8 protein-coding genes are annotated in these 7,240 nt (G+C 39.6%); 2 read left to right on the top strand and 6 right to left on the bottom strand.

Annotated elements, in window-relative coordinates; all coding sequences use genetic code 11:
• Positions 1–207 precede the first annotated feature (207 nt).
• Together D0T49_RS07545 and D0T49_RS07540 are read left to right on the top strand one after the other, a co-directional pair.
• A complete protein-coding gene (locus D0T49_RS07545; protein WP_163629991.1) occupies positions 208–885 on the top strand; it encodes a murein L,D-transpeptidase catalytic domain family protein in 678 nt (225 codons plus the stop codon).
• 168 nt (positions 886–1,053) lie between these two features.
• Positions 1,054–1,839: a GNAT family N-acetyltransferase gene (locus D0T49_RS07540; protein WP_163629990.1), complete on the top strand. Its 786-nt coding sequence runs from the start codon at positions 1,054–1,056 to the stop codon at positions 1,837–1,839.
• Between the two features lie 2 nt (positions 1,840–1,841).
• Here D0T49_RS07540 and D0T49_RS07535 read toward each other — a convergent pair whose 3' ends face one another.
• The 6 genes from D0T49_RS07535 to D0T49_RS07510 form a co-directional block, all read right to left on the bottom strand.
• A complete protein-coding gene (locus tag D0T49_RS07535) occupies positions 1,842–2,156 on the bottom strand; it encodes a nitrous oxide-stimulated promoter family protein (RefSeq protein ID WP_163629989.1) in 315 nt (104 codons plus the stop codon).
• Positions 2,153–2,476 (bottom strand): MerR family transcriptional regulator, encoded by a 324-nt coding sequence (locus D0T49_RS07530; RefSeq protein WP_163629988.1) that lies wholly within the window; start codon positions 2,474–2,476, stop codon positions 2,153–2,155. Before D0T49_RS07530 ends, D0T49_RS07535 begins: the two co-directional genes overlap by 4 nt.
• Positions 2,477–2,588: 112 nt before the next feature.
• Positions 2,589–4,061, bottom strand: coding sequence for a lytic transglycosylase domain-containing protein (locus tag D0T49_RS07525; RefSeq protein WP_239057029.1), 1,473 nt, complete (start codon positions 4,059–4,061; stop codon positions 2,589–2,591).
• A gap of 455 nt (positions 4,062–4,516) precedes the next feature.
• Positions 4,517–5,302, bottom strand: a complete 786-nt coding sequence (locus D0T49_RS07520) for a DUF5683 domain-containing protein (protein ID WP_163629987.1) — start codon at positions 5,300–5,302, stop codon at positions 4,517–4,519.
• Between the two features lie 16 nt (positions 5,303–5,318).
• Positions 5,319–6,206: a ParB/RepB/Spo0J family partition protein gene (locus D0T49_RS07515; protein ID WP_163629986.1), complete on the bottom strand. Its 888-nt coding sequence runs from the start codon at positions 6,204–6,206 to the stop codon at positions 5,319–5,321.
• Positions 6,207–6,228: 22 nt separating this feature from the next.
• The gene (locus tag D0T49_RS07510) at positions 6,229–6,990 is read right to left on the bottom strand and encodes a ParA family protein (RefSeq protein ID WP_163629985.1); all 762 of its coding nucleotides are present in this window, start codon (positions 6,988–6,990) and stop codon (positions 6,229–6,231) included.
• Positions 6,991–7,240: the final 250 nt, after the last annotated feature.

Genomic DNA, 7,240 nt, shown 5'->3' with positions numbered 1-7,240 from the left:
TGTAGCTGATAACTTGTAGCTAACTAAATCATTCTTCATTTTTGCTCGAAGAATATGGATGCAAATGTAAAGGCTTTGATTTTTTGAGGCAAATATTTAACGATATCAAGAAAATACTTAGAGAGTTACTCTGTGGGATAACGAACTGTTTTGTTGTTTGGTATAAAAATTGTTTATCTTTGTATTGTTACGAAACAAGGATAATCGATGAATAAATACATTCTTATTTTATTTTTATTGATATTTCCTTTTGTATGTACAAATGCAATAAAAGAAATATCGCCCAACCAAAGAAAGTTTGAAATAAAATCAGTTTACAGTGATTTGAACCTGAATGGCTTATTGGATTATAAGGCATTTGAACAGGCGTATATGGGCTTTGAAAACATTAAAGGTAAAAAGAAAGATATACTTACTTTGATTGATTTTTCGAAACCATCTACCGAAGAACGTTTGTTTGTGATAGATATGAAACAAAAGAAGGTGCTGTACAAAACACATGTGTCACACGGTAAAAATAGCGGTGGAAATTATGCGACTTCTTTCTCTAATAAGCTGGGGTCTAATCAGAGTTCTTTAGGCTTTTTCCTTACCGAAGGTACATATCAGGGCAAAAATGGCTATTCGCTGGTGCTTTGCGGGCTTGAGAAGGGAATAAACGACAGGGCAAAAGACAGGGCTATCGTAGTTCACGGAGCCGATTATTCTAATCCCTCGTTTATAAAGTCGGCAGGGAGGCTGGGACGAAGTCAGGGGTGCCCGGCATTGCCACAAGCCATAAGCAAAGAAGTTATTGATTTGATAAAAGGAGGTTCGGTGCTGTTCATATATGCCGACGATAGTAATTATCTTACTCAGAGCGATATTCTATCTATGAATCGGTAATTATTAGAGATTATATTTCTTTGAATCCCCTTTTTTATAAAATTTCGTCTTCTATTCAGCTCATTTAGCCCGCTAAAATCGCAAAACGAATCCGAAATTTTTCTAAAAAATCATCATAATTTATCTTGCGAGCTAAATTTAAACATTTTCTAAAATTATTTTAATACGATGGAACACTTTATCACATTGAACAAAGATAATCTGGATAAAGAGCATATCTGCTGTGCTTTTTCAGATAAAAAGTGCAAAGAAAGCTACGAACTGAAAAAAGAATGGCTCCGAAAGGAATTTGATAATGGTTATATTTTCAGGCGGATTGATGCCCGTGCCAAAGTATTTATCGAGTATGTTCCTGCTGAGAAGGGCTGGGTGCCGGTTGTAGCTCCTGATTATTTGCTGATAAATTGTTTTTGGGTTTCAGGGCAATATAAATCCCAAGGATATGGCAAAGCTCTGCTACAAGCGGCCTTGGACGATGCTGAAAAGATGGGTAAAAATGGCTTGGTTACAGTGGCCGGAACAAGTAAATTTCACTTCATGAGTGATACTAAGTGGCTGCAGCGGCAAGGATTTGAAATTTGCGAGACGCTCCCTTATGGCTTTTCCTTGCTTGTAAAAAAGATAAAGAAAGATGCCGAAAATCCGAAATTTAATAAAAGTGTAGTGAGTGGGGAATGTGAGAATAAAACAGGAATCACTGTGTATTACAGCAACCGTTGTCCTTTTTCTGAATTTCATGTTAGAAATTCGCTTGTCGAAACTGCTGAAAAAAGAAACATTCCCCTGACGGTTATTAAATTGGAAACGCTGGAGGATGCTTTAAATGCACCGTCTCCGGCTACTATTTTCAGCTTATTCTATAACGGGAAGTTCGTTACTACCGATTTGAGTGTCTGTATGGACAGCCGTTTTGATAAGGTAATGGGTAAGGTGCTTTCAGCAAACAGTTTCTAAAACTATTTGCTGAAACAATATCTGAAAAAGTCGGCAGGAAAGTACAATATCATCCTCGGTCCTGAAAACCGCATTACTTTTCGTATTCTTTCCTGCATTTCGGGTTGGTAGCAATGTACATGGCATCGTGAGCAGTATGGTTTTTCGTTGCCGAATGGGCATTTGTGTAGTTTATCGTCCGCATACTGCAACAGGGTAGAGCATTCTTCGCACAGTACGGGGCTTTTGTGTGTTTTACGGCAATACAGCCTTATCATACGTTCAACAGTCCTTTTTTCGTACGAAATTTCGTTCACCGGATGTTTTTCATTCTTCATTCTTCATTCAAAAAGCGTGCTATGCCTTTCAGCTCTTTTTTTACGTAAGTGAGGCTTTTGTGTATTTGTTGCTGTTTTTCTACCATGTCTTTTTTATCGTTCAGTTTTTTCTTTGCACCGTCGAGTGTAAGTTTTTGCTGGTCGACTAAGAAGAATATTTGCTCAAGCATTGCTATATCTTCTTTTGTATATTGGCGGGTTCCTTTCGGGGTACGTCCGGGCTTTAGTTTATCAAATTCTTTTTCCAAAAAACGCAGGTGTGGTTGTGTTACCTTGAACATATCTGCTACTTCGGCTATCGAGTAATATATCTTTTCCATCAATATCAGAATAAATGTTGTATTGTTCTTTCGGATTTTAAATTCGTTATTAGAATGTCATCGAATTATAAATCCGATGAGAGGTGTAACTTGTAACCGAATACATTGGCAGTTACTTATATATTTTCAAACGCTGTCCGGTATATATCCTTGAGCCTGAAAGGTTGTTCCACGACCGTATTCTTGATGCTGACGTACCATATTTCACTGCGATACCGCTCAATGTATCGCCGGTTTTTACCTTATGATAAATCAAATTGCCCGACCCACCGGGAGCGGATGCCCTGTATATCTCAATCTCTTTCCGGCGGTTGTTTACCAACTCGTCGGCCCTGTACTGACAAATCGAATCGCAATTCTCTATATACGCGCTGGCATATTGCAGGGGTAGACACAATGCGTAGGGCTGTATGTCGCCGGGGATAATATCCCTTCTGTATTGCGGGTTCAATGTTCTTATCTGTTCAATCGGGATATTCAGAATTGAGGCTACCTGTTCCAAATGGATACGGTTCGACACCATGATTGTATCTGTAAGGACGGGCATTTCAACTTTTGCCGGACAGATATTGTGTTGCTCGTTGAAATTCATAGCATAGTTTGCTGCTATAAATACGGGAACGTAACCGCGTGTCTCGCGAGGTAGGAACGGATATATTTCCCAAAAATCGCGTTTGCCTCCCGCACGCCGGATAGCTTTGTTTACATTGCCCGGGCCGCAGTTATATGCTGCAATGGCTAAATGCCAGTCTCCATATACAGAGTAAAGGTCTTTTAAGAAACGAATGGCTGCATTGGTCGATTTTATGGGGTCCATCCTCTCATCGACCAAGCTGTTTATTTCCAAGCCATAAAGGCGTCCTGTGCCAATCATAAATTGCCATAGTCCGGTAGCTCCCATAGGCGAAACGGCTTTGGTGTTTAATGCCGATTCTATCACGGGCAGGTATTTCAGTTCCAATGGCAGTTTGTTAGCTTCCAACGCTTGTTCAAAGATAGGGAAGTAGTACTCGCTTATTCCGAGCATATATTCAAGTTGAGTACGTTTTTTGTCGGTATATGTTTCAATTAAGTTGCGTACCAGCTTGTTGTATGGCATTTCAATTACATGAGGCAACGATGCTAACCGGCGTATGTACAAAGAATCTGAGGTTTGGACGATTTCGCCATTGCCGTTACATTCCGGCTTTTGCGAACGCTGTACTACCCACGAGTGAAGCATATAGTCAAGCATATAATCGAAATTGTCGGGTATTACTCCCGTAGTGTCAAAAACCAACGCAGGCTCCATCGGTTCGTAACTGATAGCTTGAAGTAGCTGAAGGTCGTTGTCGGTTATTCCCGGCTCGATTTCTGATAATATGTCAATAGTATCATTTTCGTTTATGCTGTCATTAACGAGTTCGATGCTGTAAAAGTCTTGAGGTATGGACTGCAATGAATCGGTGGATATTATTGTATCCGTAGGCTCGTTTTCTGTGCTTTTACCTGCATTTTTCTTGTTTTTGAAGATAAATGCATAGGACGAATTAACTGTAAAGATTACTAATAATATCAGAGTGATATATTTATAGAGTTGCTTCATTGTAGATGAAAAAAGTAAAAAAACTAAATGGTAAAATTATTCAGGGATGTTCTCTCTCTTGTTTTATATAAACAAAAAATATGCCTTTTTATTTTACATCAGTTTATTAGAAAAAACGAAGTTTGAGACCTCAGTACATGACAAAAAATGTCGAATGTTTCTTCAATCTGTTATAGGTACTCTTTGACCTTGTCCGGTGAGCCGAAAAATAAGAGCAGTCGGCGTTAAAAAATCTTCCCTGTTTGAGCGACGTAAGGAGCGAGTTTGGAAGATTTTAGCCGACAAACGCTAATTTTTCGTGCGAAGCGGGCANGCGGGCAGAGTCTTGATTTTTTGTTCCTTTTGCATCAAGGCAAAAGGAAGTAGATAACTTAAACAAAAATATTTAATGTCAGCAAAATACTGATTGCTATTCAGTTTTTTGTCATGTATTAAAGTTTGAAATATACTAATTTTTACTTTAGCCGGATGCTCCATTGTATTCCAATGGCATTACCATGTTTTGGGGCATTTATTTGCGAAAAACGTCCAACAGTATAATCATTGTCCACATGTGCATATGCCGTGTTGTTGTTTATTATCGTTGGCTCAAACCGCATGGATAAATCAGGGCTTATATCGAAATCGTATAGCTGGGCATCTACATACGCATCCAGTATTGTTAAGCCATAAAAAACAACAGAAACAAGGATACTCAAATCGCGGTAACGGCGGTAATTATCCATTCCCGATTTCAGCGTGTTCTTATATGTTTCCATGCTTCCATAAAAGTATTCGACGGTATATCCATCGGGAATCGGATCCATAAAGCTATTTGTAGTATCATCCTTGTCTATTATGTCGAGATAGGCATATTTGTAAAAATTGTATTCGCCCGAAAGCCATGTTATAGCAAATGCACATCCCATGTACCCTCCATAAACGATGGGTAGCTTCCAGTATTTTTTGTTTACGATTTGCCCAAATCCGGGAATTATAGCTCCCAGCCAAATAGCTTTTTCAGGGTCGGGTTTGAATGCTTCTTTCCTTGTACGTACAGTATCCAATACTGTTCCTTCTGAAAGTACGCTATCGGTGGTAATCACAGTTTGGTTATTATCCGGCAGTATATTGCTATGGACAACCGTGTCGTTTTTTTCAACAGGGTTTTCGGGAGTTTCGTAAAAATTCTCACTCAGCGATTGAGCCGAAACTCCTGCCGCAAATAAGATAAAGAATAATATGAAAGGATATTTATACACCGGTCAAACTCTCTTATCAGATTTTATCAAACAGCTCCATAATGCGTGCAAGTTCCTCATCGCCGGCAAAAGGTATTGTTATTTTACCTTTCCCCTTGGTGTTGCATGTGAGTTGAACCTTTGTGCCCAATCGGTTGCTTAACTGTTTTTTCAGTTCGTCAAACTCTTTCAGTTTGCTTACCGGGTTTTCTTTTTTCTCTGATTTATTGTCAGTTTCAAAACTTCCTGTTTCCGAATATAAGCGCACCAACTCTTCTACCTTACGCACACTATAGTTGTTTTTAAGTATAGCTTCGTATATACGCAGTTGTGCTGTGGGGTCGTCCAGTCCAAGTATGGCACGTGCATGCCCCATGTCAATTTTTTTATCCTTAATGCCCACTTGTATCTCGGCAGGTAGGCGCAGCAGGCGTAAATAGTTGCTTATGGTTGTCCGTTTTTTTCCCACACGTTCGCTCAGGCGTTCCTGTGTAAGTTTATACTCGTCGATAAGCCGGTGAAAGCTAAGTGCAATCTCAATGGCGTTCAGGTCTTCACGCTGAATATTCTCTATCAACGCCATTTCCATTACCTGTTCATCGGCAGCAGTTTTCACGTAGGCAGGTATTGTTTTTAGCCCTGCTTTTTTCGATGCGCGGTAACGCCTTTCGCCCGCAATAATCAGGTAAGTGCCATCTTCGTTTTTACGCAAGGTAATAGGAGAGATAACGCCAAGCTCACGTATTGAGGTAGCCAGTTCGCTTAATGCTTCTTCGTCAAAATGCGTACGTGGCTGGTTAGGGTTGGCTATTATAAGACTTAGTTCCACCTCGCTGATAGACGATGAGCCGCTGGTGCTAATGTTATCGGTGTCTATCAGTGCTCCTAATCCCCTGCCAAGTCTTGATTCAGTATTTTTTGCCATGAAAAATAATCTTATTTTAGATTCAATGTGATTTAATCAATTCGTTTGCTAAATCTATATAGTTTGTAGCTCCTTTCGATTCCGGATCGTACAGCAGTGCCGGTTTTCCGTGGCTTGGAGCTTCGCTCAGCCGGACATTGCGGGTGATAACCGTATCAAAAACCATACCTTCGAAATGTATTTTCACTTCGTCGTACACTTGGTTGGCCAAGCGCAGGCGGTTGTCGTACATTGTAAGCAAAAATCCTTCTATCTCCAAAGCCGGATTGAGCTTGCCCTTGATTATCTTAATCGTATTAAGCAGCTTGCTGATGCCCTCTAGTGCAAAATACTCGCATTGTACCGGTATAATCACCGAATTGGATGCTGTAAGCGCATTCACTGTAATCAAGCCAAGCGATGGCGAGCAGTCGATGAAAATATAATCGTAATCAGATTTCAGTGGGGTAAGCAGCTTTTGCATGCACCGTTCGCGGTTTTCCATATTGAGCATTTCAATTTCGGCACCAACCAAATCGATATGCGACGGAATAATGTATAATCCTTCCACTTCGGTTGGCAGTATAGCTTTTTCGGGCGATACCCCATCAATTAAACATTCGTATATGGTGTATTCCAGCGAGCGGATATCAATGCCTAATCCCGACGAGGCATTTGCCTGCGGATCGGCATCTACAAGTAATACTTTTTTGCCTAAACTGGCCAATGATGCACTCAGGTTGATAGCAGTAGTTGTTTTTCCTACTCCTCCTTTTTGGTTTGCTAAAGAGATAATTTTCCCCATGTTTTTAATCAAACTAACTTTATTACTATCTGTTTTAATTGGGCAAAGATAAAAAATATCTTCCATTTTCGAGAGCCAATCTTAAAATAAAAGTTTCTTATAACATGTGTTTGATTTTTTAAACTAAAAAAAATTACGTAATCAGAAAAATATATGGAGCATACTTTTAAAAACACCTCCGAATATTTAACGCATCAGTACTATTATCAAACCTTAGTAACCACCCAAGTATAGCTTTATAGTAACCTTA

This window comes from Paludibacter sp. 221, from assembly GCF_010501035.1.
Classification (GTDB): Bacteria; Bacteroidota; Bacteroidia; order Bacteroidales; family Paludibacteraceae; genus QVMH01.
Note: the sequence above shows the minus strand (reverse complement) of the source record. Positions and strands in the feature narration are given on the sequence as shown.